The organism is Bacillus sp. FSL K6-3149 (assembly GCF_038630515.1).
Lineage (GTDB): Bacteria > Bacillota > Bacilli > Bacillales > Bacillaceae > Bacillus > Bacillus pumilus.
Genome location: NZ_CP152034.1, coordinates 3,083,313 through 3,106,754 on the forward strand (window position 1 = coordinate 3,083,313; position 23,442 = coordinate 3,106,754).

A 23,442-nucleotide genomic window follows, 5' to 3' on the forward strand; every position below is an offset into this window, starting at 1 on the left:
TTATGATACACGATGTGACATAAAAAAGATAGACGTATACACGCCTATCTTTCTGTTTTCACCATATCAAGATGGGGAATTCCATCTTCATCATAACAATCTGAAACGGCCTTAAAACCAAAGGATTCGTAAAACGACTTCAGGTAGGCCTGCGCCTGAATTTTGACACTTGTTTCACCTAATTCACTCAGCTTTTCCAAAGCCTTGCTAAGTAGCATTTTTCCATAGCCTTTTTTTCGGCCTGCCTCTGTCACAAGAACGCGGCCAATGGATGCCTCTTCGTACATGATTCCGCTTTGAAAAATTCGGCAATAAGCCACAATCGTGCCGTTCTCTTTTGCCATCAGATGAAGCGCTTCTTGGTCCCGGTGATCAATTTCAGGGTAAGGGCATGTTTGTTCAACAACAAACACATTGACTCTTTCCATTAAAATCAGGTAAAGATCCTCTTTTGTCAATTGTTCAAACGTTTCACATGTCCAGTTAACTTGATTCATGATTGATATCCACCTTACCGTATACTCCACCCCCGCCAGCGATCAGTTCGACTTCACCTTTTCTTGCTTTGATGATGTAATTGGCTGTTTTTTCTGGCAGGACAGCTTTTAGTTCTTGTTCTGTTGCTTGATGAAGGATATTCATCTCTGTGTGAAACACGGCTTTTAGCTTCTCCAGCGTTTTGGCTCCAACACCCGGAATAAATTGAAGTGGAAGCTGATGAACATAAGGAGGTCTTGTTCCATTGTCACTTTCTTGGTCAGCAAGCTCCTTTAAACGCTCGCTCACTCCTTTTGTCATCCGGGTATGTCCGCATGCTTGGCACTTTTCTTGATCTAGCGCGCGAGGTCTTACTCCGCACTTCTCGCAGGTTGTATGATAGTACTTCCCAAGACGCGGGGCGAGCCCATAATTTCCTGTGATGGCTCTCCCTTCTTTCCCTTCAAGGGCTAGTTTGAATTCGGCAAAAGATGCATGGTCCATGCGGATTTTTGTATATTCTCGCGCGATTTTCCCTAAAGAATGAGCGTCTGAATTCGTTAAAAAGGGATAACGGTTCAGTTCGCTTAACTGGGATGCCATTGACGTATCGCAGCTAAGTCCTAGTTCAACAGCATCAATGAGGTCCGGATCGAATACTTCCGTTAAAGACGTGCTGACTCCTTTGCCAAATAAGCTTTTATGAGGAGTGAAAATATGAGCAGGAATAAATAAGCCTCCTAGCTCCTTGACCTTATGCTGAAGTGTTTTCCCATCCACATAGAGGCGCTGTGAACTTAAATGCACATTTTTCATATGAAGCGCGAGCCATGCGGAGAACTCAGTCATTTTGCGCAGTGTGGGCATAAATGCAAGCACGTGAATCGGACCTTTTGATTGGTTATCGTTAATTTCTAATTCACTGCCTAAAAGCAGCACGGTCTGTTCAAATGATAGACCGCCATCACTTAGTTCAGTGTACTTGCCTTCTTCTACACCCTCTATTAATTCTTCTAGGACTTCTGGAGATTGTGCATCAATCACACCAATCATCCCCATCCCTTTACTTTGCGTTGCTTCAATGAAAATTTGGTCAATTGTCAGTGACCTTGCACCTGTAATTTTAACAGCTCTGCCTGTTCTTGTTCTGCCGATATGAATATGGATGTCTGCAAAAAACTCCCTCATTTTGTTGACTTAAGTACCTCTTGCAGTTGTAAGTACTGTATGGCATAGGCTGTTTTTGCATCATAAATATGCTGCTTTTCAATGAGGTGCAAGGCTTCTTCTAATGAAACTTCCATCACTTCAACAAATTCATCTTCATCCAGCTCTCTTTTTTCTTCAAGCTGAACTAGCTGATCTGCAAGATACATGTGGACGATTTCATCTGCAAAACCTGGTGATGTATAAAAGGCTGTCAGCTTTTGAAGCTTCTGAGTGGTGTATCCTGTTTCTTCTTCTAATTCTCGTAGTGCTGTATGTGCCGGCTCTTCCCCTGGCTCTAATTTACCAGCCGGAATTTCAACGATGGCTCTCTCTAGTGCTTTACGGTATTGCTTGACCAAGATGATTTTATTTTCGTCTGTCCGAGCAATGACGGCTACTGCACCAGGATGTTTGATGATTTCGCGTTTGCCTTGTTTTCCATTTGGCAATTGTACATCTTCAAGAACCAAATCAATGATTTTTCCGTTGTATAATTCTTTAGTCGATAATGTTTTTTCTTCAAAGTCCTTCAATTTTGTCAGCTCCTCGTTCTACTTTCACTTTTTACTTCATTCATTTTAACATAGATGATTTAAGAGAAGCGAAATGCGGACGCTTGCTTCAATGCGCCACTTGAAGTCACCTAGCTTGAATTCCAGATTTTTTTCACTTAATGTGAAGGAATAGGAGTGTGATGGAATTGAAAAAAAGACGAATTGGTACAACGGATCTTTTGGTGAGCGAAGCGGCTCTAGGATGTATGTCCCTAGGAACAGAAAAAGGAAAAGCGCTCTCTTTATTAGATGAAGCCATTGATCTTGGAATTAACTATTTGGATACAGCCGATTTATATGATTTTGGGACAAATGAGGAAATTGTCGGGGAAGCGATTAAAAACAGGCGGCAAGATTTAATTTTGGCCACAAAAGGCGGCAACCGCTTTGAAAAAGGCAAATCTGGCTGGGACTGGGACCCTTCAAAGGCATACATAAAAGAAGCCGTAAAACAAAGCCTCAAGCGGCTGCAAACAGATTATATTGATTTATACCAACTGCACGGAGGCACGATCGATGCCCCTATCGATGAGACGATTGAGGCTTTTGAAGAATTAGTGGAAGAAGGCGTCATTCGCTATTATGGCATCTCTTCTATCCGTCCAAACGTCATTAAAGAATACGCCAAAAAATCAAACATCGTCAGCGTCATGATGCAATATAGTTTACTCGACCGCCGTCCAGAGGAATGGTTCTCTCTTCTTGAAGAACAAGGCATTAGTGTTGTGGCAAGAGGACCTTTAGCAAAAGGGCTTTTAACTGAAAAACCACTTTCACAAGCAAGTCCATCAATTCAAAAAAACGGCTATCTTCAATATTCATTTGACGAGCTACAGCAGGTTATTCCTTCTTTAAAGAAAGTCGCTTATGACCTATCACTCACAGAGCTCTCCATTCAATATTTGCTTCAGCATTCTGCGGTCAGTTCCGTTGTATTTGGCGCAAGCTCGGTGGAACAATTAAAAGAAAATGCGGCAGCGGCCAATGCACGTTCTTTAAGTGACCAAGAAGTAAAAGCATTGACTTACTATACAAAATCATCTGTGTACGACGCGCACCGGTTTAAATGAGATAAAAAGAGATCATCTGATGTGATCTCTTTTTCATATTCGACAGACAAAAGCAAGGAGGGGCTAAAGGCCCCGTTGTCTTATCTTGCACTTTCGTAATATGCATAATTTCCAGATTTGCCTTTAAGATAAAATGTCGTACCAAAACGACTGAAACTATTTGCAAAAGAACCATTATCCGAATACATACATAATCGATTACTTGCGCCTTTAAAAGGAGTTACAGAACAATCTACAATTGAAGTAGCCTTTGTACGCAAATCCGCATTCGGTAATTCATTTGTAGCAAGAGCTTGTCCCGAAACAGGTAAAAGCAATCCTAAAGATAAAGCGACTCCAGCCATTGTTTTTCTCATTTTCATGTAAATCATCTCCGTTCCCAAATATTGTAATACACCTTCATTATAAGTAGTACGACCTTCTATCAAAAGGGTCTTAAATACTATATTTGTTATAAAAAGGAATTTAAATGAAGGAGGAATCGAAGGAACCGGAAGCACTTGCGTGTTGATCAACCTCAATGATGACATAAAAAAAGAAGCATCAGTGCTCCCTTTTTTAGCTTTTATATTTTCTCCAGTCCAAATGACTTTCATCTAGCAGCTCGGAGAAGCTTTTGTTTTTTTCTTTTTCTTTCTGCTGCCGAAGGAGGTCTTGTCGTTTTTGTTCTTCTCTTTTTTCTGTCTCGGCGGCCAGATTCTGCTTCATTTGAAGGAGCTGCTGTTTGAGATTTTCGTTTATGCCGTCCTTTAATTTCGCTTGATCATTGTTCTTTTTCATTGTGCCTCTCTCCTTTTGCCTCTAAGTGTATCATCCGTTTTATTTCCTGAGCAAGAGTCACGCCAATCTCCCAACATGTGGTATGATCGTCATAGGAAAAACCTCGGAAAGGAAGAATCAGCTAGATGAAAAAATGGATCGCTATACTTGCCTTCATATTATGTCCGCTCGTTGCAATCGGCATTTTTTTCACCAACAAAATGATGTATATTCGAAAATTAACAGATGAAGAGCTCATCAAACGAGAATCAGATGAAGGGCATTATCATCATGAAGAGTTTCAACAGCTTAACAAAGAGAAAGTGTGTATTCCTTCAGCATTTGGTTATGAGCTTCATGGCTATTTTGTGCCGCATCCGCATTCTCATACAACACGCACCATTGTACTTTGTCATGGCGTCACAGTCAGTTTAATAAATTCCGTTAAGTATATGAAATTATTCCAAAAGCTTGGATGGAATGTGATGCTTTATGATCATAGACGACATGGAATGAGCGGCGGGAAAACCACGAGTTATGGATACTACGAAAAAGAAGATTTAGCGAAGGTCATGAAGTGTCTTAGACAAAAACTTGGGGAAAATGCCATTATCGGTATACATGGAGAATCTATGGGGGCAGTCACGACTTTGTTATATGCCGCAAAGCCGGAAGCAAGCGCCAATTTTTACATAGCTGACTGTCCTTTTGCTTCTTTTGAGGATCAGCTTCTCTATCGATTAAAAACAGATTTTCGTCTTTCAGGTCAATGGATTCTTCCACTAAGTGATCAAGTGTTAAAATGGCGGGATGGATACAGCATTCGGCAAGTGTCACCGCTTGATGTGATCGATCAGGTGAGAGAACCTGTGCTTTTTATCCATAGTCTTCATGATGACTATATTCCATGCGAGCAGAGTCAGCAGCTATATGCTCGAAAAAAAGGTGATAAACAGCTATTTATAGCGCCGCACGGGGCACACGCGATGTCTTTTAGTGAAAATAAAGAAGCTTACGAACAAGAAGTTCAAGTATTCCTTCAACCATTTGAATCAAATGAAGATAAAAGAGGAGAATGAACAGTGGTTCGTCTCCTCTTTTTGAGCTAACTTATGCGATAGTCACTACTGTTGTATGGTGTCTGCCCGCCAGTTCCATATGACTCTCTTCCGATTGCTGCTGACTCATGACCGATAATCCTGCAGTTGCTGCCAATAAAAGAACTATCAAACTCGTTTTCATATAAATGACCCCCATTTTGAATTTTTGATATGGCTTGAATCTTCCGTTCGTAAAACCGTGTCGATGCTTCATACAGTCCAAGCTCATTGTAATAATGAGCCGCATCAAGTGCCAATTCCTCAATGTCTGGGTATAAGCGCTTGTCCTCGAGCAGGTCTAATGTATCGTCTATGATCGTTATTTCTGCATCAACGTATAATGCTTTTAAGAACTGAAATTTGCAGATGTAAATTTCATCTTCTAATTCACAGGCTTTCATAATACCTTTTTGATAGAGGGTTAACGACTCTTCTATTTGTTTTTGTTTAAACAGGATTTGGGTGAGCATAAATAGTGGGTCTAGAGAGCGATTAAGATGGGTTAAATTCTCCTTTTCAAACACTTCAAGAGAGTCTTTCAGATAACGGCTTGCTTCCGCAAGATCGTTCATTTGGTAATAACAGTTACCTAAGTTGAAAAGGGCCGAACCTATGACTCGAGGGTTTCCAATCGATCGTGCTCGATTTAGAGCATTTTTAAAGTAGGGCAATGCATGTTCATAGCATTTCAAATCATCATAGTTTGCACCGATGACAAATTCACAGTGGATGATTCTCAGCGTGTACGTTCTGTAGGCAGAGTACGTATTTAACGCTTGCAAGGCATAGTGCATCGAAAAGTGGGTTTGTTTCATGTGGTAGTATATTTCAGCTAATTTAAAGTAAAATTCTGCTCTTTCTATATCATCTGATATGAGATTGAGCTTTTTTTCTGCTGAACGGTAATAGGCAATGGCACTTAAATAGTTTTGCTGTTCAAACTCAAACATTCCTGTGAAAAAATGAACATAGTATTCAAGCATGTCCGTTAATTTCGTTTGCGAATGTTCGATCGTTTCTAGCAGGTTTTTAATTTCTTCATCATTTGAGGCTTTCTTTGCCGGTTCAAAATATTCAAGCATCACCTTATGGCGAAAATCCATCAGCTGGTAAAACAGCAACAGGTTTTGATCTTGCTCCATCTCCAGAATTTCCTGCTCGATCTCGGCCTTCAGCTTCTCTGCTTTCATGACATGAAATCCGCAAATCTGCCTATACCATTCGTTTATTTTAATTCCAACCTGAGGCGATGACAGCTTGAGCTTCAATTCACTTTAGCACCTCCCTTCTCATATACGATACATGTTGTATTCTATCATATTTCCTCGAATGGAAGAAATATGAAATGTCATTTTTCGCAAAGTTTTCGGTATCCCGCAATAACCGCTTCCATTGCCTATTTTTCGGCATTTATATCCACGATTTTTTCATGTCTATTTTTCTTGTTTTGTCGAATTGGTTGTTATAAAACAGTTTTTTTGCGTTGCAAAAGATCATTTTTCAGATTAGACGTTCCCAGCTGCTTGGTGAGATGATGAAGGCACGAAAAAAACCCTTTTGTCAAAAAGGGCTTTTATAATACATCTGTTACCTGTTCCATATTCTCTTTGATCCAATTGACAGCTAATTCGAGCGTTGGGAATTCTTCCGTTTCAAATGTGACTTCATCCTGAAGAAGCCAAACATCCTTTTTCACCGAATCCATTCCACCTATTGACCAGTGCAAAAGGGTATAGGGATGATTGTTATTTAAAAACGACACCCATGTTTTATTTTGTGCCGTGTTTTGTATCACTCTAAGCTTCTGATCCACTACGTTTCCACCTTACTTTACAAGTATGCCCATTCTTGGACTGAGTATTTGCTGAGGACTTTTCAGCATCAATGTATTGGCTTTTTCATTAAAATCGATGGTCATTTCCTCATCAAAAAATACCTTCTGTGCAATGTGTATATATAGTTTTAAATGTTGGCTATTTTTAAGTTGTTCCCATTCACCTGTTCTTTCACTTGTTAACCAAAGCATTGGTACGCCACTCACTGCACAGCCACAACCTTCTGAATCGTAGCGAAGCAGTAATTCCTTAGTTTCGTTTCCTGTTTGCTGTTTTTCTATATATGTTTTAGCCTTTTCTGTGATGTGAATATACATGGCGAACATCCTTTTTAAATTGATGCTTACATTGTAACACATAAAACACCATAAAACATGACACACGACTAAATCCGAAAGTCATATTCTTTGAAATACACGCTCTTCTCACTATGATTATATCTATCTATTGGCTCTTTTTGCTTCTTGTTTTTTAGAATTATACTTATGACGCTACCAATTTTTAAAGAATAAACAGGAGGTTTTAGATCGTGAAAAAAAGATTATCTCTCTGCTTCATCGGGGCACTGATATTGATGTTGAGTTTCGCTGTGCCAAACATGAAAGCGGCATCTGTCCTTGATGAAGTACGAGAAAGCTATGCAACTTATACGGGATCTGGTTACTCAGGGGGCGCCGCATTATTAGATCCTATTCCATCTGACATGAAAATTACGGCTTTAAATCCCCATGACTATAACTATAAAGGGATAAGTGCGGCACTTGCAGGGGCTTACCTTGAAGTAAAGGGTCCAAAAGGAAAAACCGTTGTGTATGTAACCGATAAATATCCAGAAGGAGCGAAAGGAGCTCTTGATCTTTCTCATAATGCCTTTGCCAAAATTGGCAATATGGCAGATGGGAAAATCCCAATTAGTTGGAAAATTGTAAAAGCACCGATTAGCGGAAATGTAGTTTACAGAATAAAAGAAGGTAGCAGTAAGTGGTGGGCTGCGATTCAAGTGCGCAATCATAAATATCCGATTATGAAAATGGAATATTACAAAGATGGACAATGGGTGAACATGGAAAAGACAGACTACAACCATTTCCTTGGATTTAATATGGGGTCTAAATCTCTTCCTGTTCGAATCACAGATATCCGCGGGGTCATCGTAAAGGATAAATTACCCGCTCTTCCATCTACTGCTGCTTCACAGGCCTATACTGTAAAAGGCAATGTTCAGCTTCCTAATTAACGAGGAAAAGAGGTAGCTTATTTAAGAGCTTCCTCTCCTCCTTCTCTATCCCAGCGATATGCCTCATTTTCTATTACTTTTATGATTTCATTCTTTCCTGCCATATAGCTTTGTATATCTTCCCGATACTGATTTGCTAATTGTTCCTTGACAGACGCATACGCTACAGCTCGTTCTGGATGGGCCCTTAAGTAATCTCGAAACAATAAATGCCTTTTCACATCAGGATGATTTCTCTCATAAATATGGACATGATGCGTACGATTCAAGCCACCCTTTTGAAAAAAACGTCTCCCTTTTATGCCATTTTCACCGAGCGCTTGATATCCAAGATGTTCAAAGCTCTCTCTTTTTCTATCGATCTCTTTTATATGACTTACTTCTATTAAGATATCAATAATGGGTTTGGCAACAAGTCCTTCAACTGACGTACTACCAATATGATGTCCTTCTATCCAGCTCTTTTGAATGATTTGCTTGAGTCGCTGCTTTTCTTGATGGAATTCTTCATGCCATTCTTTTTTGAATTCGACAACCGCAACCTTTCGCCTCGGTGTCCATTTCATTTTTGATAAGGTGAGCTCTTTTGCAACATGAATCACATTTGTTTCAACAAATCCTAACTTTTCGTATAGCCTTTTTGCAGGGGTGTTTTTTTGCCCAGTGGTCAGTTCTATAGGGACATTTTTCTCCATAATTGTAGACATAAGTCTTGTTCCAATACCCTGCTTTAGCGCTTTTGGATGTACAGCCAATCGACTAATGATCAAATAATCTTTCTGCTCTTCATAAGAGGCAACACCTAGTAAGATTCCCTTTTGCTCAAAACCAATAAATTGCTCTTTTGCTTTCATTACATCTTGAATGGTCTCTTTTAATGGCGGAAGATCGGCATAGCCAATTTGTTCAGCTTCTTGTTGGTATGCAGCTAGTTGAATATGTAAGATCTGCTTTGCTACATCTCCTATTGTTTGATCTAAATTGACAATCATGACATCGCCTCTAACTTTTTCACAAATAAAACACGGTCTTCATTTATTCCTTCATATTCTGAAAACACGGAGATTCCTTCTACAGTTTTATCCCCTTTTTCAATTTGAAAGCCCAATTTTGCATGATAGGCAATTGATACTTTATTTACAGGTGCTGTTACCACTTTAATGGTTGTTCTTCCTTCCTGTTTTGCCACATCATAAAAGGCTTGATACAGCATTTTTCCGATCTTTAATTTCCGGTGATCTGGATGTACCCCAACAAAGTGAATATACGCTTCATCTGAACGAGATTGCGATAAAAAACCGACTAAAAAGCCAATCAGTTCACCTTTTTCAACGACGACAAAACTTGTTTGCTGAAAATGTTCAAAAAATAGCTTCGGCAATGTTGCGCGCAAATCTTTACCTCCCCACCAGCTTTGGATGACGGATGTGACGGCGTAAAAATCTGACGGCTTCACTTGACGTATCATGATGACCTCGCCCCTTTTCATTTTTGGCTTACCGCTCTCTTTTTTTACAAAAAACTGTTGTTTCAATAGTCTACCTGTCCGATTAATTGTTTGTAAAGATTACGTGGCAGCCTTTTTTCCTTTCAGCTTTGTTGATTTCGTTCTTTCGCCGTCATCTCCTTGTAAATCTTCACACTTATTTCAAAAAGTTCACTTTTTGTGCGAAAGTTTCATTCTTTTGGTATGTTAAGATGGTTCATATAGGAAATGTAACAAATGTTTATTGGAGATGATGATATTGGTTTGGATTGTTACTTCACTTGTTGTGTTTAGTCTTTTAAAGCTTCTTGTCACTTCGCTGCCTTCTGGTGTTGTGGAACGCCTTTTTAGTCGTTATGCAGTGCATGCAAAAGTAACAAGTGATCAAACAACGATCATGTTTGAAGATCGTCCGCTCAATGATCAACAAACATCTGAAATTATTCAACATTTTAATGATGCGATCTTTATTGAACGCTATTATATTTATCCTGGTGATGAAGAGCGCTTTCTTCATCCGCAGGAAGGGCCGGCGCCTCTTACCATGCAAACAAAGCTTGGCAAGCATGATGTGACCCTTTATCTGTATCATTACGATGACCACGTGGATGTGGTGCGGCAGTTTACACATAAGCCTAAGAAAAAACTGATGGCCTATCGTTTGCGTTCTGAGCCGCTCCAAACATCCCACAACTTGGCACATGCTTAAAATATGTTGCATCAAATGAGACGAAGTGTCTTCCACTTCGTCTGTTTTTGTATGGATTTATACTCTTTTCTTTGAATGATTTACCAGTATCAATTTCGCCTCCTGACGGTTAAAATAGAAACAGAACATACGTTCTAAGAGGTGAAAATAATGAATGAACGAGCCATTCTGCTTGTGGATATGCAATCGTTTTATGCGTCAGTCGAAAAAGTGGAGGCTCCCCACTTGAAGGATGTGCCGCTCATCGTCTCTGGAGATCCTGAGCGGCGGAGCGGAGTCGTACTTGCCGCCTGCCCGCTCGCTAAAAAACGGGGCGTCCAAAATGCATCCAGATTATGGGAAGCACAGGAGAAATGCCCTGAAGCTGTCGTCGTACGCCCTCGTATGCAGCGCTATCTTGATATCTCTGTCATGATCACAGAGCTGCTTGAACAATACACAGATCTTGTCGAACCATATTCAATTGATGAACAATTTCTCGATATTACAGGCAGCCTGACACTACTCGGTTCTCCCCGTGAGATCGCTCAAAATATACAAACAACCATTATGAATCAGACGGGTATTTACGCACGTGTTGGCATCGGTCCTAATAAAGTGCTCGCTAAAATGGCCTGTGACCATTTTGCTAAAAAAAACACATCTGGCATCTATGAACTTCGCGCAGACAGTGTTGCGGCTGATTTATGGCCGCTTCCGATTGGAAAATTATTTGGCGTTGGTAAACGAATGGAGCGCCATTTAAAACGAATGGGTATCAGTACCATTGGGACGCTTGCTGCTTATCCGTTAGACCGGCTTAAAAAACGCTGGGGAATCAACGGAGAGCTTTTGCAGCGAACAGCTTTAGGACATGATCCCTCTCCGGTCACCGTTCACACACATAATGAGCAAAAAGCGGTGGGACATCATATGACTCTCCCCCATGATTATGCGTCTTTTGAGGATATCAAAGTCGCTCTTCTTGAATTGAGCGAAGAGGTGGCAAGACGTGCACGCTTTAAGCATTATCTTGGGCAAACAGTGTCTGTTGGCGTGAGAGGCGCTGATTTTTCTCACCCGACCGGATTTCATAGACAAATCAAGCTTCATTCACCTACACAGTACGGGACAGATATTGCAGAGGCAGCCATTCAGCTATGCCAGCAGCACTGGGATGGTCAGCCCATTCGCAGTGTCGGTATTACTCTCTCACAGCTGCAGTCTGACAGCCAGTATCAGCTAACTTTATTTGATCATCATGTTCAAAAAGACAAACTCAGCAAAGTATTTGATGCGATCCACATAAAGTATGGACCTGCTGCCCTGCTGCACGCTTCGTCACTGACAAGCGCAGGGCAGGCGTATCACCGCGCCGAAAAAATTGGCGGACATTACAAATAACGGAGGCGAACAGCCATGAATCCCAATAAATTAACACCTGGATACAACCTCATGTGGGAATCAAGCCGAATGATGCTTCCAGAGCACCGGGAGCAGCTGCTTGCTCAAAAACGGCAGAAAAAAAAATACACCCCTCCCCCGCTGAGCACCGATCAACTGGAAGAAATGAATTTTTTGATCACACAGTCGATTACTGAGGATCAAGCGATTTGCGTGACATATGCCGCAGCAGGTAGAAAAGAGCAGTTTTGGGGCTGGGTCAAAGCCATTCATTATGAAACGCAGCGCATAAAAATCGTCAATGATGAAGATGTTCTCAACCTGTCCTTGCAGCAAATCGTCGCGATCGACCTTGATTAAATGGGGTCAAATGACCGCGCGAATCAGTGGCATAAAAGCACCAGCAGAAAAAAGCACGCGTCTCCAAATACGAGCCAATCAAACTTCTCTGCCATATGGCGGATGTCCCCTCCATCAAATTGTGTATTTAATTTGCACAATTTTTCATGTATGATTGGAACATCTTACAAACTCAGGGGAGAAACAGCATGAAAAATAACTTACGTACGCTACATCCGCTTAGTTGGACGATCATCATCGGCACCATATTTGGCCGAATGGCGACGTCCATGAGCATTCCTTTTTTGGCCGTTTATTTAACACAAGTCAAAGGCGCCTCAGCTTCTTCTGCTGGATTAATCATTGCCGTTAGCTCTCTGATTGGGATCGTTGCGAGTTTTTACGGTGGATATATTTCTGATCGTATCGGAAGAAAAAAGGTCATGCTTCTATCAATCTTCGGTTGGACACTTGTCTTTGTTGGTTTTGCATTTGCAGATGCCATTTGGGTCTTCTTTATCATGAACGCTTTAAACGGACTGTGCCGGGCACTGTTTGAACCAACATCTAAGGCGCTCTTATCTGATGTCACCCCGTCAAGTATTCGGTTGTTTGTGTTTAATTTACGTTATACAGCCATTAACATAGGGGTCATCTTCGGTCCGCTGCTTGGCTTATATCTCGGGTCATCGAAAACAACCTTTCCATTTCTCGTCGCTGCCTTCATTTATTTGTTATACGGATTAACGCTGGCCTGGCAATTTCAGAAACATCCAGTTGCTGCTCCAGAAAACACGAAACAAATTGGGGTCAAAAAAGCCCTTTCCATTATCCAAAAAGATACGGTCTTTAGCATTATCCTCATCGGCGTTACCTTATGTTCGTTCGGGTATTCGCATTTGAGCTCAACGCTGCCTCAATATTTATCCGCTTCGCCTATGATTGAGGATGGTCCGAAACTGTTTGGATACCTTTTATCTTTAAATGCAGTTGTTGTCATTGTCGTACAATATCCGCTCATCATGATCGCCAAACGCTACTCCACCATTTTGTCGCTCACTACTGGGAATATTCTTCTTGCGGGCAGTTTGTTTGCCATTGCTTTTTCACAGAGTCTCGGCATGCTTGCTTTCATCATTGTCGTGTTTACAATTGGGGAGGTTCTGCTGTTTGCGATGATGGATCTATTTGTAGACAATGTGGCAAAGCCAGAAGTAAAGGGGTCGTACTTTGGCGCGATGGGATTTTCTCAGCTCGGCAGCGTCATCGGACCATTTGTCGGCGGACTGTGCATTGACTATTTTGGCGCAGCCCATCCCTTCTCCATTTTTTCAGTCTTGTCGATCATCACCATCGCAGGTGTTCCGTTCCTACTCATTGGATACTACCGCCTGAAAAAGCGATCCGCAGCTGCCATCGCTGTGAAAGTCAGTGGAGATCATTAAAAAAACCGCTCACGTTTGAGCGGTTTTTCTTTATACTCGGCGGATAGCAATCTCTTCCACCTTATGCTGATCACCTTTTTTCAAAATGAGATCAGCTCGATATTTTGTCGGTAAAATATTTTGATATAAATTAGGGCGATTGACGGTATTCCAAATTGTGCTTGCCATGTGATCTGCCTCTTCATCCGTCAAATCTTTGTATTGATGAAAGAAGGATTCAGGATCTTGGAAAGCTGTTTCCCTCAGCAAACGGAACCGTTCTTTATACCATGATTGAATTTGCGTTTCAGCAGCATCTACATAAATCGAAAAATCAAAGAAATCTGATACAAACACACGCGGTTCATCCTTCAGATCATCCAGCGCTGGGGATTGCAGCACATTGATTCCTTCAATAATAACAATATCGGCATCCTCCACCGTTTCATACACACCATCAAGCCGGTCATAGGTCAGATGCGAATATACCGGGGCATGCACAGTTTGTTTACCTGATTTTAATTCGTTTAAAAAAGACAACAAGGCTTTGACATCGTAGCTTTCTGGGAAGCCTTTCTTTTCCATGAGTCCTCGATCCTTTAATTCTTTTTGAGGATACAAAAAGCCATCTGTTGTCACAAGACTCACTTTCAGTCCATCTCCAAGCCTCGATAAAAGCGTTTCGATGATACGGGCCGTTGTGCTTTTCCCGACAGCCACACTTCCAGCAATCCCAATGAGAAAAGGAATTTTCGCATGATGTGGGTAGTTTAAAAAGGCATTCACATGCTGATTTTTTTGTTTTTCTGCAAAGACATGCAATGTCAGAAAACGAATAAGTGGTATGTAAATATCCTGAACTTCTTCAAGCGATAAATAGTCATTTAATCCTTGAAGTGCTCTTGCTTCCTCTTCTGAAACAGATACCGGCATATATTCTCCAAGAGCAGACCAAGCCTCTCTTGTATGACGTGTATATAAAGTATTAAAATCTAGTCGCGTGTCACTCAAAGTCTTTCCCACCAATCTTCACTAAACTCGTAACCAAAAAGACGATAATCCGATTGTAGCTTAAAATGAAGGCGCTGTCTTTATTTTTCCACTAAAGTTTGCTTCTTTTGCGAAAAAAAGCATTAAAAAAAGGAAAATGAGGGTAAATAAGAGTATTCAGTTCGATAGATAGAAGGGAGCACACCAAATGAAATATGTGATCATTGGCGGAGATGCAGCAGGAATGAGCTGTGCTATGCAAATATATCGAGAGGATCCAGATGCACATATTGTCGCTTTTGAAAAAGGAGAGATTTTCTCATATGGACAGTGCGGCCTCCCCTACTTGATCGGCGGTCTCATTGATCACCACAGCAAGCTGATTGCACGCAGCGCTGAAACATTTCGCGACAAATACGGAATTGATGCTCGATGCTTACACGGAGTGACCTCCATTGATCCAAAACAAAAAACGGTGTCAGGTCATCATACGAAAACAAAAGAACCCTTTACCGAAAGCTATGACCGCCTCTTAATTGCGACAGGAGCAAGCCCTGTTAAACTGGATTTAAACAATCAGCCGCTAGAAGGCGTACACGTATTAAAAACCATTCCGCATGCGCTGTCCATTTTAGACCACTTAAAACAAGATATCACACATGTCACGATCATTGGCGGTGGATATATCGGCTTAGAGATGGCTGAAAATTTAAAAGCGCTGGGAAAAAAGGTACATATCATTCAGCGGGGTTCAACACTTGGTCCGGGCTTTGACCCCGATATGGCAAAGCACCTGAAAGAAGAGGCGGGTGCCCAAGGCATTCACGTGACACTCGGGGAAACCGTGCAGACATTAGAGGGCGAATCACATGTCACAGCTGTTCAAACAGACAAACAAACCATAAAAACAGATATGGTCATCATGGCCATCGGCGTCACCCCGCAAACATCCTTTTTAGACAAAACAGAAATCAAACGGCTTTCAAATGGCGCCATTGTTGTAAATGAATACATGCAAACCAATGTAAAAGACATCTATGCTGCCGGGGATTGCGCAGCCACTTATCACCGCATCAAACAATCACTCGATTATATCCCGCTCGGCACAACGGCGAATAAACAAGGAAGAATCGCTGGTTTTCATATGACGGGAACAAACCGGGCGTTTCAAGGCGTGACTGGAACAGCAGTGATGAAATTTATGAGCATGACAGCGGGACGAACGGGCTTATCTGAAAAAGAAGCACAAGCAGCTGACATTCCTTTTTCCACCATCACCATTGACAGTACGGATCACGCTGGATATTATCCAGATGCGCAGAAAATGAAAATCAAACTGATTTACAGAAGTGATGACTGCACCTTGCTCGGTGCCCAAATCATCGGAAGAAACGGTGTAGATAAACGGATCGATGTGATGGCAACTGCTCTTTACCAACAGCTAACCATAACAGATCTTGAAGATTTAGATATTAGCTATGCACCGCCTTTTAACAGTGTGTGGGACCCGCTTCAGCAAGCAGCAAGGCGGAGATAAAAAAACGGTCACAATGGCAGCTTACTTCAAAAAAAGAAACCAGTTCACAACCGGTTTCTTTTTTGTTATTTTTTCATCATCGCTTTGCGTGCTACTTTTTCAAATAAAAATGGGAATAATTGATACAATTTACTGCCAGCGTTCATCCATCCAGGCAGATTAATCTCTCTTTTTTTCGTCATCATAGCGGATACGACCTTCCCAGCCACCTTGTCCGCACTAAGCATCATGAATTCCACATTCTTCACATATTCACCGCTGCGATCGGCGATGGTAAAGAAGTCAGTGGCAATCGGGCCTGGATTCACTGTGGTGACGTGAATGCCGATGTCTGACAGCTCCATTCTGAGGCTGTTTGAAAAGCCAAGGACGGCATGCTTGGATGCGGAATAAATGGCTGATTTCGGGGTGGCAATCTTTCCTGCCTGAGAGGCAATATTGATAATATGTCCATGTCCTCTTTGTTTCATCTCTGGAATGACCTTTTTCGTGCAAGCGATTAAACCAAACACGTTTACTTCAAACATCGACACCATTTCCTCAATGGACGCATCTTCAACGAGATCAAACGCACCAAAACCGGCATTGTTCACCAAAATATCAACAGCCCCCACTTCTTCATATGCGCGATCAATGTCCTCAAGGTGACTGACATCTAGCTCCACGATGTGACACACCCCGCCAGCACTCATAATCTTTTCTTTTACACCCGCCAGCTTTTCAATTCGTCTTGCTGAAATCATGATCTCTGCGCCTTCTGCTGCTGCCAAGTACGCCATTTTTTCACCAATGCCGCCAGATGCACCTGTAATCCATATTCTCTTTCCCGTTAATCGCCCCATGCGTTTCACTCCTTAGTTTGCCCTGTAATAGAGAATTCCATCTTTTTGCACTTCTTCAATTTGTCCAGCTTCTAAGAGGACATCCAGCTGCCCTACTGTCTCTGACATCGTTAAAAATAAGGCCTCTTCGTACAGCACTGGAAATAGCTTGCGGCAAAGATGAAAGGCAGTCATTTCTTTTCGTTTGAGTAGCTGATACATCGTATTTGCCCGTTTTTCTTGTTTCTTAAATCTTTCTTTGATTAATTCATGATGAGACGTGATGAGCAGCCCGTGTCCTGGATAAATCGTCTTGATCGGCAGATGAAGTAATCGATTGAGTGATGCTTTATATTGAAGCAGCGATTTTTGGCGTTCCTCCCCTTCATACGGCGCTTCCATTAACGGGTTTGAGGAAATAGTCGTTAAAAGAAGGTCTCCACCAATGAAGTGGCCCGTTGTTTCATCTAGAAAGGAAAGATGAGATTGTGCATGTCCCGGTGTTTCCATCACAAAGAAGTGTTCATGCCCTTTCAATCGATCGCCTTCTTTGATGACGTCATCTACATGTGCAGTACAAGAATATGTATAAGATTGCTTCACGATTCTTTCACACTCATCAGGGCGAAGCGGCACACCTAACTGCTGAAAAAGGTGTTTCGTAAAAGCAATTTGATGCTCTTTAAACACAGGGTCCTGGCTAATATACGGCTCATTTAACTCATGTCCGATCACACGGACATGAGGTTTCATCAGATTTAAAAGACCGACATGATCTGCATGATGATGGGTCAACACCACTTGATCAATATCGTCAATTGATAAACGATGCTCATGTAATTGCGTGACAAAGGCGTGCTCCGCCTCTTCTGTCATCGGCCCGCAGTCCACTAAAGTCACAGCTTCTCCTTTTAAAATATATGCATGTACATCCCCAACAGCAAAAGGGGTCGGGATAGATAATTGAATGATGTCTTCTTTCACTTTTTTATGTCATCTCCTGCTTTTTGACTCATGATTCATTGTCACTTCGTCTTCTTTATTCATTGTATCCTGCAAAGGGCAGACTGTCATGCGGTTTAGGCGGTCAATTTTTTTATCTGTCCCTATTGACACAAACTTGTCCATCGTTGCATAATGAACAACAAATATAAAATGCGTGATGACAAGGATTAGTAAGCAAAATAATGATGCAAGAGAGTGAGGTCCACCGGCTGTAAGACCTCACCATCCTCTTATTTGCTGAACCTGCCCTTTGAGCTGTTAGGCAAACCTAAACGTTTCCCGCGTTAAGGGACTAGAGCTGAGTATGCATATTTGCATGCTAATTGAGGGTGGTACCGCGAAAAACCTTTCGTCCTTTTCAGGCGAGAGGTTTTTTCATTTTCTACAAGGAGGAGCGGCTTATGAGTAAAATTGGATTTATTGGTGCAGGCTCAATGGCAGAGTCGATGATGAAAGGTTTATTAAAAAGCGGCATCATGTCAAACGAAGATATTATTGTCACAAACAAAACGAATGAAAAACGTCTAGAAGAATTAAAGGTGCGTTATGGGGTCAAAACGGATTTCTCTCGTTCTTTTATTTATGAAGAAGCGGATATTCTCGTATTTGCTTTAAAACCGAAAGATGCTGAAAGCGGGATATCTGAAGTTCGGCCTCATTTACAAGGGCAGCTGATCATTTCGATTTTAGCAGGCATCTCAATTGAAACGATCCAACACTATGCTGGCGAGAAGACTGCGGTGGTTCGCGCGATGCCAAATACATCAGCCGCCATTCAGCAATCAGCAACAGGCATTTCTGTCAGTCAAGAAGTGACAGAGGATCAAAAGAATAAAGCAATCGAGCTGTTTGAAACGATCGGTCATGTGACGGTATTAGATGAATCACAGCTAAATGCTGTTACAGCTATTGCAGGAAGCGGTCCAGCCTTCATTTATCATTTGATTGAAGGAATGGAGCGAGGCGCTTCGGAACTTGGGATGGACCAAGCAACAGCGAAGCTGCTCATCTGCCAAATGATTGCGGGCGCCGCAAACATGCTTCAAAGCAGCGGTAAAGAACCTGCTGAACTGCGCAAAGAAATCACAAGTGAAGGCGGAACGACAGAAGCCGGCCTGAACACACTTGCTGCCTATCAATTTGAAGAAGCCGTTGTCGATTGTGTCAAAACCGCAACAAAACGTGCAGCAGAATTAAACGAAATGTTTTCAGCAAGCACGTATAAATGATAGAGAAAAGTACCTGTTTTGATGACAGGTGCTTTTTATTTTTATCTAATGAGTGATTTTTCACAAATAATTAACAAATATTAACAAGGAATATATTACCTTATGTAGAATTACTTATATGTACCACAAAATGAGGAAGAGGAGTGTTTTAAATGAAATTAGTTAAGGTTCTTACTGGATCCGCATTGTCACTCGCTTTACTTTTTTCCGCAGCACCTGCATTTGCTACAAGTGCACATTCTAACGCAGAGGATGTCAACGTTACAAGTGATTTTAAAGCTCAACTTTACACATGGGATATTACCAACAATACTGGTATTTTTGCCAATTCGTTCGAACAAGATGGGATTAAATGGTATCTAAAAGGCATCACTAAAAATTCTGATGGAACTTGGACAGCTCATTATGAGGGTAGACGAGTATAATCCTAATTGGGAGCCTATGGCTCCCTTTATCTATTTTAAAGTAATGAAACATTCTCTCCACTTCTTCTTTCCTCATTAACCTTCATTTACTCTACATCCTCGACTCAAAAGCACATAAGCTTTCAAAGGCTCTAGAGATCTCATACATAAACAAGACTTACTTTTTCTCTAACAAAGCATGAATCGCTGATTCTAGTAATTCTGGCAAAATGCCGAATGAGAACGGGATGTGCAGCCGCTCTGTCCATTTGTGCGGGTCCTTTCCTAATGGACCCACGTTAATAACTGGAACGTAAAGTGCTCCCTTTTCTCCTTCTGGTAAAGAATAGCCTTTTTGGTAAAGCGGCATATTGGTCGTGTAATGACCTACTTCCTGTTTTTCGAGCTGTAAGTAACTTAAATCAGATAATCCCGGGAAATATTTCACTTCTTCTATTTCAAGTCCATAACTCTTCTTTGCCTCTATTTGAATCCTCTTTAAGGTTGCTTGGATATGCGGATCTTCCGTTGAGGAAACCGCTGGATAAAATGGTGGACTATAAAATAGAACAATGAGCGGCCCATCTTCCTTACAAAGCGTCGTCAGCTCAGAGACGATTTTGGTTGAAAAATCACGATCTCCAAGCTCACCTCGATTGGCGAACGCATAGTTTACAATGCGTTCAACCTCCTGTTTACCTGAGCGTTCAGCAGCTTTTTGATACAGCTCATGATACGTGAGAACGGTAATCCTCGTATCAATCGGTGTAAAAGGTTTAAAGCGCTGAAATTCTGCTGTTTTTTGTTTAATATCAGCTTCGATTTGGTCTGCTGCTTGTTTCGCCGTGTCATAAAGAAGTCCGTGCAGTTCTTCACTTGAACGATTCATCATCAGCACATTAAATAAAGAAACAGCTGTGTGAGGTGTTTGAACGGAATAGGCTTCTTTTAGATCTTTTTGCATTAAGTTGGTTGGGGGCGGCGTGACTTCACCATCTACTTCCTCACAATAATCACTATTCAGCTCTAACAGCCGATTTAATGCAGATACCATAAAATTCGCATTTAAGCCTGAGAACGGCTCTCCTACATGCGTTTCAATTCCTTTGCAGAAAAATCCGGCCAGCACCTTCCCTATACTGCCTGTATACATATAATAATGTTCATCACCTGGATACTTTTCAAACATAGGCTCACTGTTTAAGCACGCGGTATAGTCAAGGTCATGCTTTTCCTTAAGCTCCTTTAGTTTTGGAACAGCTTCAAGCATTCCTTGAGAATTCACTTCTTCATCCGGGACTGTGACGAGTAGGACATTTCCATCAAATGTCTCTGCCATCGCTCTTTCCAGCATGGACAGCTGTACAGTAAGACCTGCCTTCATATCCATGGCACCTCTTCCAAATAACCAGTCACCTGAAGCTAGATCTTCTCTTGCTCTTTTTGGGAGAAGCGCACTTTTTTGAGAAAATGACGCCATTAACTCCTCTGGCTTGCATGCCATGTTTTGAAATTCACCGTAATCTTCTGTATCGACGACATCGAAATGACTAAGCAGCAAAACGGTACGAGAAAGCGAACTGCGCTTTACAAGCGCCGTTAAATAATACCGGCCATCTTTCATCGGATGCAAAGCCAAATGATCAGGGTTCTGCTTGTAATAAGGCCGCTCCCTCAGTAAATAATATAAATATTCAGCTAACGCCACTTCCCCAGTTGTACCCGATATGCTTTCATACTGCATAAGAGCTGTGAGCAGTTCCTTTCGTTCACTCTCTGTTTGCCATTTCATTCGTTCTCCCCCTTTGCTTTCTCTATTTCTCCATTATACAAAAACGTGTATAAAAGCTATATTCTTTGAGCACCTTTTATGACGAAAGTTTGAATGGCTGTTATAATCGGCTATACAATTCTATGAGGAGGCGAAGGTATTTGGAAACAAAGCTCTTTTCACCTTGGACATTAAAAGGTGTTACGCTGAAAAACCGCATCGTAATGTCCCCGATGTGTATGTATTCATCCTATGATCGTGATGGGAAATTACAGCCTTTCCACTTTACACATTATATTTCCCGTGCCCAAGGTCAAGCTGGCCTGATCATGGTGGAGGCAAGTGCCGTTTCCCCCGAGGGAAGAATCAGTGATCAAGACCTCGGGATTTGGAGTGATGAGCACATTGAAGGCTTCGCTTCATTAAACGAACAAATCAAAGCATACGGAACCAAGACAGCCATCCAGCTGGCTCATGCAGGACGTAAAGCTGAACTAGATGGTGACATCCTGGCACCATCTAGCCTTCCATTTGATGAACAGTCTAAAATCCCTACCCAGATGTCTGTCGATCAAATCAAAGATACCGTTCAGGCGTTTCAGGATGCAGCTGTCCGGGCAAAAAAAGCCGGCTTTGACATCATTGAAATTCATGGGGCGCATGGCTATTTGATTAATGAATTTCTTTCACCGCTGGCAAATCACCGAACAGATGATTATGGCGGTTCACCAGAGAACCGTTATCGTTTCTTAAGAGAAGTCGTCGATGCAGTCAATGAAGTATGGAACGGACCATTATTTGTCCGTGTGTCTGCCTCTGACTACACGACAAAAGGACTTGATATTGCCGATTACATTGGCATTGCTACATGGCTGAAGGAACAAGGTGTCGACTTAATCGATGTCAGCTCAGGCGCTGTCGTACAGGCAAAAATCAGCACATTCCCTGGCTACCAAGTCACCTTCGCAGAAAAAATCAAAGCAGGTGCCGGTATCCAAACAGGTGCTGTCGGTCTGATCACATCTGGTGTACAGGCAGAGGAGATTTTACGAAATCAGCGTGCAGACTTAATTTTTATAGGCAGAGAATTTTTACGGGATCCATACTTTCCAAAAACAGCTGCCCAAGAGCTTCGTACATCCATCGAAGGCCCGCGTCAATATGACCGCGCTTGGTAAAAATGCATAGGAAAAAGGTGTCTATTTTTTGAAATAGGCATCTTTTTTGTTTTTAAGAGAAACATATCTGCCTTTTGTGCCGTCTTTTAGCTAAAGAACCACTTAGAGGAGATGGAAGAATGAATTCGGCAATGATTGAAAGAATGTATCATATAGATGGACATCATTTTTATACAAAACATCGTCAAGGCAAAAGGCAAGCCACCATTATCTTTGAAGCAGGCTACGGCATTTCGGGTGATACGTGGTCGAATATGGCCCGTGATATTGATCCTGAGCTTGGGGTTTTCTTATATGATCGATTAGGAAATGGAAAAAGCAGTGACAGTAGTGAAGGAAGAACATTGCATGATCTTGCAGATGATTTAGATGCACTGCTAGAAGAAGCCAATATTCAGCCGCCCTTTCTCATTGTGGCTCACTCATTTGGCTCTCTTGTCAGCCGGTTATGGGCAAGCCGCAGAGGAGATGAGGTCATTGGCATGGTGCTGTTAGACCCGGCAAGTGAGGAGCAAGAACAGGTCATCCTGCCGCTTTTATCAAAGGAAGAACGCTCTTCATATATGGCGCAATTTACAGCAGAATGTACGCATGAGGACTTTCAGCAAATGCTCAGCACAATAAAAGAGGAACAAACCCATTATGGGATGATGCCGCTTCTTGTCATTTCATCAGGTAAGAGCCGGCTGTTTCATCCAGCGCACGAGGCTTGGCTCAGACTTCATAAACGGATGCTGTCGTTGTCATCCCAAAGCGGATGGATTCAAGCGCAGAACAGCTCGCACTATATTCATCATGATGAACCGCATATTGTGCAGCTTGCAATCTATGATGTATGGTGCGCAGCCAAACAACCTGTTTCCTATTATCAAACAGCCAATTAAAAACAAAAACTCCTTGACTAGTTTTGCGTCAAGGAGTTTTT

26 protein-coding genes and 1 other annotated feature are annotated in these 23,442 nt (G+C 41.8%); of the genes, 12 read left to right on the forward strand and 14 right to left on the reverse strand.

Going from position 1 to position 23,442, the window contains the following annotated elements:
- Positions 1 to 44: 44 nt before the first annotated feature.
- The 3 genes from MHB83_RS15600 to MHB83_RS15610 are packed head-to-tail and all read right to left on the reverse strand — an operon-like array spanning position 45 to position 2,219.
- Positions 45 to 497, reverse strand: a complete 453-nt coding sequence (locus MHB83_RS15600) for a GNAT family N-acetyltransferase (RefSeq protein ID WP_106028737.1) — start codon at positions 495 to 497, stop codon at positions 45 to 47.
- A complete protein-coding gene (locus MHB83_RS15605; RefSeq protein ID WP_339160080.1) occupies positions 484 to 1,665 on the reverse strand; it encodes a TIGR00375 family protein in 1,182 nt (393 codons plus the stop codon). Before MHB83_RS15605 ends, MHB83_RS15600 begins: the two co-directional genes overlap by 14 nt.
- Complete coding sequence (locus MHB83_RS15610) at positions 1,662 to 2,219, reverse strand: NUDIX hydrolase (protein WP_003215785.1); 558 nt, start codon at positions 2,217 to 2,219, stop codon at positions 1,662 to 1,664. The genes MHB83_RS15605 and MHB83_RS15610 overlap by 4 nt, the downstream gene beginning before the upstream one ends.
- Positions 2,220 to 2,386: 167 nt before the next feature.
- Between MHB83_RS15610 and MHB83_RS15615 the strand changes: the two genes are divergently transcribed.
- A complete protein-coding gene (locus MHB83_RS15615) occupies positions 2,387 to 3,310 on the forward strand; it encodes an aldo/keto reductase (protein WP_342496458.1) in 924 nt (307 codons plus the stop codon).
- 80 nt (positions 3,311 to 3,390) lie between these two features.
- Here the strand turns inward: MHB83_RS15615 and MHB83_RS15620 are convergent, their stop codons facing one another.
- Both MHB83_RS15620 and MHB83_RS15625 read right to left on the reverse strand, forming a co-directional pair.
- Entirely contained in the window at positions 3,391 to 3,906 is a 516-nt protein-coding gene (locus tag MHB83_RS15620) for an antimicrobial peptide LCI (protein ID WP_342496459.1), read from the reverse strand.
- Entirely contained in the window at positions 3,869 to 4,090 is a 222-nt protein-coding gene (locus MHB83_RS15625; protein ID WP_003215614.1) for a YqkE family protein, read from the reverse strand. The genes MHB83_RS15620 and MHB83_RS15625 overlap by 38 nt, the downstream gene beginning before the upstream one ends.
- A gap of 125 nt (positions 4,091 to 4,215) precedes the next feature.
- On the opposite strand from MHB83_RS15625, the gene MHB83_RS15630 reads away from it, so the two are divergent.
- Positions 4,216 to 5,148, forward strand: coding sequence for an alpha/beta hydrolase (locus MHB83_RS15630; RefSeq protein ID WP_342496460.1), 933 nt, complete (start codon positions 4,216 to 4,218; stop codon positions 5,146 to 5,148).
- Between the two features lie 26 nt (positions 5,149 to 5,174).
- Here the strand turns inward: MHB83_RS15630 and MHB83_RS15635 are convergent, their stop codons facing one another.
- From MHB83_RS15635 to MHB83_RS15645, 3 genes are all read right to left on the reverse strand, one after another.
- Positions 5,175 to 6,437 (reverse strand): tetratricopeptide repeat protein, encoded by a 1,263-nt coding sequence (locus MHB83_RS15635; protein ID WP_003215654.1) that lies wholly within the window; start codon positions 6,435 to 6,437, stop codon positions 5,175 to 5,177.
- 305 nt (positions 6,438 to 6,742) lie between these two features.
- Entirely contained in the window at positions 6,743 to 6,982 is a 240-nt protein-coding gene (locus MHB83_RS15640) for a YqkC family protein (protein ID WP_003215790.1), read from the reverse strand.
- A 12-nt stretch (positions 6,983 to 6,994) separates the two neighbouring features.
- Positions 6,995 to 7,321, reverse strand: coding sequence for an iron-sulfur cluster biosynthesis family protein (locus MHB83_RS15645; RefSeq protein WP_342496461.1), 327 nt, complete (start codon positions 7,319 to 7,321; stop codon positions 6,995 to 6,997).
- 212 nt (positions 7,322 to 7,533) lie between these two features.
- Between MHB83_RS15645 and MHB83_RS15650 the strand changes: the two genes are divergently transcribed.
- Entirely contained in the window at positions 7,534 to 8,241 is a 708-nt protein-coding gene (locus MHB83_RS15650; protein ID WP_310426156.1) for an expansin EXLX1 family cellulose-binding protein, read from the forward strand.
- Between the two features lie 17 nt (positions 8,242 to 8,258).
- Here MHB83_RS15650 and MHB83_RS15655 read toward each other — a convergent pair whose 3' ends face one another.
- Together MHB83_RS15655 and MHB83_RS15660 are read right to left on the reverse strand one after the other, a co-directional pair.
- Positions 8,259 to 9,233, reverse strand: a complete 975-nt coding sequence (locus tag MHB83_RS15655; protein ID WP_339205677.1) for a GNAT family N-acetyltransferase — start codon at positions 9,231 to 9,233, stop codon at positions 8,259 to 8,261.
- Complete coding sequence (locus MHB83_RS15660) at positions 9,230 to 9,709, reverse strand: GNAT family N-acetyltransferase (RefSeq protein WP_034620502.1); 480 nt, start codon at positions 9,707 to 9,709, stop codon at positions 9,230 to 9,232. The genes MHB83_RS15655 and MHB83_RS15660 overlap by 4 nt, the downstream gene beginning before the upstream one ends.
- Before the next feature lie 277 nt (positions 9,710 to 9,986).
- On the opposite strand from MHB83_RS15660, the gene MHB83_RS15665 reads away from it, so the two are divergent.
- The 4 genes from MHB83_RS15665 (at position 9,987) to MHB83_RS15680 (ending at position 13,603) form a co-directional block, all read left to right on the forward strand.
- Complete coding sequence (locus tag MHB83_RS15665; protein ID WP_050943810.1) at positions 9,987 to 10,436, forward strand: YfmQ family protein; 450 nt, start codon at positions 9,987 to 9,989, stop codon at positions 10,434 to 10,436.
- 150 nt (positions 10,437 to 10,586) lie between these two features.
- Positions 10,587 to 11,819 (forward strand): DNA polymerase IV, encoded by a 1,233-nt coding sequence (locus tag MHB83_RS15670; protein WP_050943809.1) that lies wholly within the window; start codon positions 10,587 to 10,589, stop codon positions 11,817 to 11,819.
- 15 nt (positions 11,820 to 11,834) lie between these two features.
- Positions 11,835 to 12,179, forward strand: coding sequence for a YolD-like family protein (locus tag MHB83_RS15675; RefSeq protein WP_003215746.1), 345 nt, complete (start codon positions 11,835 to 11,837; stop codon positions 12,177 to 12,179).
- Between the two features lie 188 nt (positions 12,180 to 12,367).
- Positions 12,368 to 13,603 carry an MFS transporter gene (locus MHB83_RS15680; RefSeq protein WP_003215590.1) on the forward strand — a complete coding sequence of 412 codons (1,236 nt, stop codon included), beginning with the start codon at positions 12,368 to 12,370 and terminating at the stop codon, positions 13,601 to 13,603.
- 30 nt (positions 13,604 to 13,633) lie between these two features.
- Here the strand turns inward: MHB83_RS15680 and coaA are convergent, their stop codons facing one another.
- On the reverse strand, positions 13,634 to 14,593 hold the full coding sequence (gene coaA, locus MHB83_RS15685; RefSeq protein WP_034620396.1) for a type I pantothenate kinase: 960 nt from the start codon (positions 14,591 to 14,593) through the stop codon (positions 13,634 to 13,636).
- A 187-nt stretch (positions 14,594 to 14,780) separates the two neighbouring features.
- On the opposite strand from coaA, the gene MHB83_RS15690 reads away from it, so the two are divergent.
- Positions 14,781 to 16,109 (forward strand): CoA-disulfide reductase, encoded by a 1,329-nt coding sequence (locus MHB83_RS15690; RefSeq protein ID WP_342496462.1) that lies wholly within the window; start codon positions 14,781 to 14,783, stop codon positions 16,107 to 16,109.
- 65 nt (positions 16,110 to 16,174) lie between these two features.
- On the opposite strand, the gene MHB83_RS15695 is transcribed toward MHB83_RS15690, so the two are convergent.
- Positions 16,175 to 16,951, reverse strand: coding sequence for an SDR family oxidoreductase (locus MHB83_RS15695; RefSeq protein WP_340866311.1), 777 nt, complete (start codon positions 16,949 to 16,951; stop codon positions 16,175 to 16,177).
- A gap of 12 nt (positions 16,952 to 16,963) precedes the next feature.
- On the reverse strand, positions 16,964 to 17,914 hold the full coding sequence (locus tag MHB83_RS15700; RefSeq protein ID WP_342496463.1) for an MBL fold metallo-hydrolase: 951 nt from the start codon (positions 17,912 to 17,914) through the stop codon (positions 16,964 to 16,966).
- 169 nt (positions 17,915 to 18,083) lie between these two features.
- Positions 18,084 to 18,295, forward strand: a binding site (T-box leader).
- Between the two features lie 41 nt (positions 18,296 to 18,336).
- On the opposite strand from MHB83_RS15700, the gene proC reads away from it, so the two are divergent.
- On the forward strand, positions 18,337 to 19,164 hold the full coding sequence (gene proC, locus MHB83_RS15705; protein WP_058014745.1) for a pyrroline-5-carboxylate reductase: 828 nt from the start codon (positions 18,337 to 18,339) through the stop codon (positions 19,162 to 19,164).
- Between the two features lie 152 nt (positions 19,165 to 19,316).
- Positions 19,317 to 19,589 carry an antimicrobial peptide LCI gene (locus MHB83_RS15710; RefSeq protein ID WP_342496464.1) on the forward strand — a complete coding sequence of 91 codons (273 nt, stop codon included), beginning with the start codon at positions 19,317 to 19,319 and terminating at the stop codon, positions 19,587 to 19,589.
- Positions 19,590 to 19,746: 157 nt separating this feature from the next.
- On the opposite strand, the gene MHB83_RS15715 is transcribed toward MHB83_RS15710, so the two are convergent.
- The gene (locus MHB83_RS15715; protein ID WP_212045933.1) at positions 19,747 to 21,360 is read right to left on the reverse strand and encodes a M20/M25/M40 family metallo-hydrolase; all 1,614 of its coding nucleotides are present in this window, start codon (positions 21,358 to 21,360) and stop codon (positions 19,747 to 19,749) included.
- Between the two features lie 140 nt (positions 21,361 to 21,500).
- Here MHB83_RS15715 and namA point away from each other — a divergent pair, with 140 nt between their 5' ends.
- Together namA and MHB83_RS15725 are read left to right on the forward strand one after the other, a co-directional pair.
- Positions 21,501 to 22,517, forward strand: coding sequence for an NADPH dehydrogenase NamA (namA, locus tag MHB83_RS15720; protein ID WP_310024690.1), 1,017 nt, complete (start codon positions 21,501 to 21,503; stop codon positions 22,515 to 22,517).
- Between the two features lie 119 nt (positions 22,518 to 22,636).
- On the forward strand, positions 22,637 to 23,401 hold the full coding sequence (locus MHB83_RS15725) for an alpha/beta hydrolase (RefSeq protein ID WP_284907026.1): 765 nt from the start codon (positions 22,637 to 22,639) through the stop codon (positions 23,399 to 23,401).
- The last annotated feature ends 41 nt before the right edge of the window (positions 23,402 to 23,442 follow it).

Bases quoted from the DNA above. Each gene is read 5' to 3' on its own strand.
- MHB83_RS15600 (WP_106028737.1), bottom strand. From the start codon at position 497: ATGAATCAAGTTAACTGGACATGTGAAACGTTTGAACAATTGACAAAA.
- MHB83_RS15605 (WP_339160080.1), bottom strand. From the start codon at position 1,665: ATGAGGGAGTTTTTTGCAGACATCCATATTCATATCGGCAGAACAAGA.
- MHB83_RS15620 (WP_342496459.1), bottom strand. From the start codon at position 3,906: ATGAAAGTCATTTGGACTGGAGAAAATATAAAAGCTAAAAAAGGGAGC.
- MHB83_RS15625 (WP_003215614.1), bottom strand. From the start codon at position 4,090: ATGAAAAAGAACAATGATCAAGCGAAATTAAAGGACGGCATAAACGAA.
- MHB83_RS15630 (WP_342496460.1), top strand. From the start codon at position 4,216: ATGAAAAAATGGATCGCTATACTTGCCTTCATATTATGTCCGCTCGTT.
- MHB83_RS15645 (WP_342496461.1), bottom strand. From the start codon at position 7,321: ATGTATATTCACATCACAGAAAAGGCTAAAACATATATAGAAAAACAG.
- MHB83_RS15655 (WP_339205677.1), bottom strand. From the start codon at position 9,233: ATGATTGTCAATTTAGATCAAACAATAGGAGATGTAGCAAAGCAGATC.
- MHB83_RS15660 (WP_034620502.1), bottom strand. From the start codon at position 9,709: ATGATACGTCAAGTGAAGCCGTCAGATTTTTACGCCGTCACATCCGTC.
- MHB83_RS15670 (WP_050943809.1), top strand. From the start codon at position 10,587: ATGAATGAACGAGCCATTCTGCTTGTGGATATGCAATCGTTTTATGCG.
- MHB83_RS15675 (WP_003215746.1), top strand. From the start codon at position 11,835: ATGAATCCCAATAAATTAACACCTGGATACAACCTCATGTGGGAATCA.
- MHB83_RS15680 (WP_003215590.1), top strand. From the start codon at position 12,368: ATGAAAAATAACTTACGTACGCTACATCCGCTTAGTTGGACGATCATC.
- MHB83_RS15690 (WP_342496462.1), top strand. From the start codon at position 14,781: ATGAAATATGTGATCATTGGCGGAGATGCAGCAGGAATGAGCTGTGCT.
- MHB83_RS15695 (WP_340866311.1), bottom strand. From the start codon at position 16,951: ATGGGGCGATTAACGGGAAAGAGAATATGGATTACAGGTGCATCTGGC.
- proC (WP_058014745.1), top strand. From the start codon at position 18,337: ATGAGTAAAATTGGATTTATTGGTGCAGGCTCAATGGCAGAGTCGATG.
- MHB83_RS15710 (WP_342496464.1), top strand. From the start codon at position 19,317: ATGAAATTAGTTAAGGTTCTTACTGGATCCGCATTGTCACTCGCTTTA.
- MHB83_RS15715 (WP_212045933.1), bottom strand. From the start codon at position 21,360: ATGAAATGGCAAACAGAGAGTGAACGAAAGGAACTGCTCACAGCTCTT.
- MHB83_RS15725 (WP_284907026.1), top strand. From the start codon at position 22,637: ATGAATTCGGCAATGATTGAAAGAATGTATCATATAGATGGACATCAT.